1 protein-coding gene is annotated in these 2182 nt (G+C 63.0%); it reads left to right on the top strand.

Going from position 1 to position 2182, the window contains the following annotated elements:
- Positions 1-2182 (top strand): non-ribosomal peptide synthetase (locus A2J03_RS22180; RefSeq protein WP_156520527.1); only part of this gene is annotated, 2182 nt, incomplete at both ends.

The following is a 2182-nucleotide window of genomic DNA, read 5'->3' as shown; positions in this document are numbered from 1 at the left end:
GGCTCGGCAGTTGGGGTTCTGGTCGCAGGTGTTGGCGGATGTGCCGGATCTGTTGCCGTTGCCGATCGATCGACCACGCCCGAGCCAACAATCTCTGCGCGGAGCGACGGTGAAGTTCGAACTCTCCTCTGCGAGTCACGCTGCGCTGGTGGATATTACCCGTCGGGCGCACACGACGATGTTCATGACGGTTCACGCTGTCTGGTCGATGCTTCTTGCACGTCTGAGTGGCACCGAGGACATCGTGATCGGAACCCCGATCGCAGGCCGCGGCGAAGCCGGACTGGACAACCTCGTCGGCATGTTCGTCGGCACCCTGGTCCTGCGCACACAGGTATCCCCGCACGCCAAGTTCACCGAACTGCTCGCCGCGACACGCGCCGCAGATCTGGCCGCATTCGACAACACCGACATCCCCTTCGAGCGGCTCGTCGACACCCTCGCCCCGACACGCTCCACCGATCACTCACCGCTGTTCCAGGTACTCCTCGAATTCCAGAACAACGAAACAGCACACCTCGAACTACCGAACCTTCTCGTCGAAGGGCTCGAATTCGATGCAGGTGTAGCAAAATTCGATCTACAGCTGACCGTGTCGGAAAAGTACGAGGACGGCGTCGCTGCCGGTATGTCGATAGCACTGACGTACGCGAAGGATTTGTTCGACGAGCCGACGGTGGTCGAGTTCGCAGACCGATTCGTAACGCTCGTCGACGGCGTCACCGCAGCTCCCGACATCATCGTCGGCGACATCGACATCGTCTCCGCAACCGAGACGATTGCTATCGGGACCGAATGGAACCATGCGGGTGCAGTTCCGACCGCGGACACGCTGACCACACGATTCGCGGCGGCGGCTGCTCGATTCCCCGAGTCCACTGCGGTGGTGTTCGGCGAGCAGCGATACACCTACACCGAACTCGACCAACGCTCGAACGCACTTGCACGGCATCTCGTCTCGGTCGGTGTACGTCCCGAAAGCCTGGTCGCGGTCGCAATGCCGCGCAACGCCGAATTGATCGTGGTACTGCTCGCAGTCCTCAAAGCGGGCGGCGGATACCTTCCCGTCGACGTCACCTACCCGGCAGACCGTCTTGCCTTCATGCTCGAGGACGCTCGCCCGGTGTGCGTCGTGTCGACCGTCGATGACATCGGTTCGGTCCCCGCCGAGGGATTGAACCGGGTTCTCGTCGACGACGCCGAGACTGCTGCGCTTGTCGATTCACTGTCTTCGGCAGCTCTGACGCCGGCAGACCGGAACGGTGAGGCGACAGCGGAATCCATCGCCTACGTCATCTATACCTCGGGCAGCACCGGCCGGCCGAAGGGCGTGCAGGTCGATCACGCAACGGTCGCGACCCTGTTCGAAAACACGCTGTCCAAGTTCGGTTTCGACGAGACGGACGTGTGGACGATGTTCCACTCGTACGCCTTCGATTTCTCGGTGTGGGAACTGTGGGGACCGCTGCTGTACGGTGGCACGCTGGTCGTCGTCGACTACTACACGGCCCGGTCACCGGAGCTGTTCCGCGAGTTGCTCGTCGCCGAACAAGTCACCGTGCTCAACCAGACACCGACGGCGTTCTACCAATTCGCCGAAGCGGACAGAGCAGCGGCCGCAGAATCCGACCGTCTCGCGTTGCGGTACGTCGTGTTCGGCGGCGAGGCACTCGATCTCGGTCAGCTGGGACGCTGGTACGCGCGCCATCCGGAAGATTCGCCGACGTTGGTCAACATGTACGGCATCACCGAGACCACGGTGCACGTGAGCCATCTGCCGCTCACCGAGGAATTCGCAGCCTCTGCGTCGGCAAGCGTCATCGGGCAGGCGATTCCGGGTCTCACGGTGTCCGTTCGCGACAACCGTCTACGCCTGGTTCCTCCCGGAGTCGTAGGCGAGATGTACGTGGCCGGTGGCCAACTGTCTCGTGGCTATCTCGGCCGCACGGCATTGACGTCGACCCGGTTCGTGGCCGATCCCGACACCTCGTCCGGAGCGCGGATGTATCGCACCGGTGACACGGCTCGGTGGAACCGCAACGGCCAGCTCGAGTACCTCGGTCGTAGTGACATGCAGGTGCAGCTGCACGGGTTCCGCATCGAACTGGGCGAGATCGAATCGGCGCTGCTCGGCTCCGACGGCGTCGCACAGTCCGTTGTGGTCGTGCGCGACGACGGCACC

The organism is Rhodococcus sp. EPR-157 (assembly GCF_001647195.1).
GTDB lineage: Bacteria > Actinomycetota > Actinomycetes > Mycobacteriales > Mycobacteriaceae > Rhodococcoides.
This window is presented reverse-complemented; position numbering and strand designations above follow the sequence as displayed.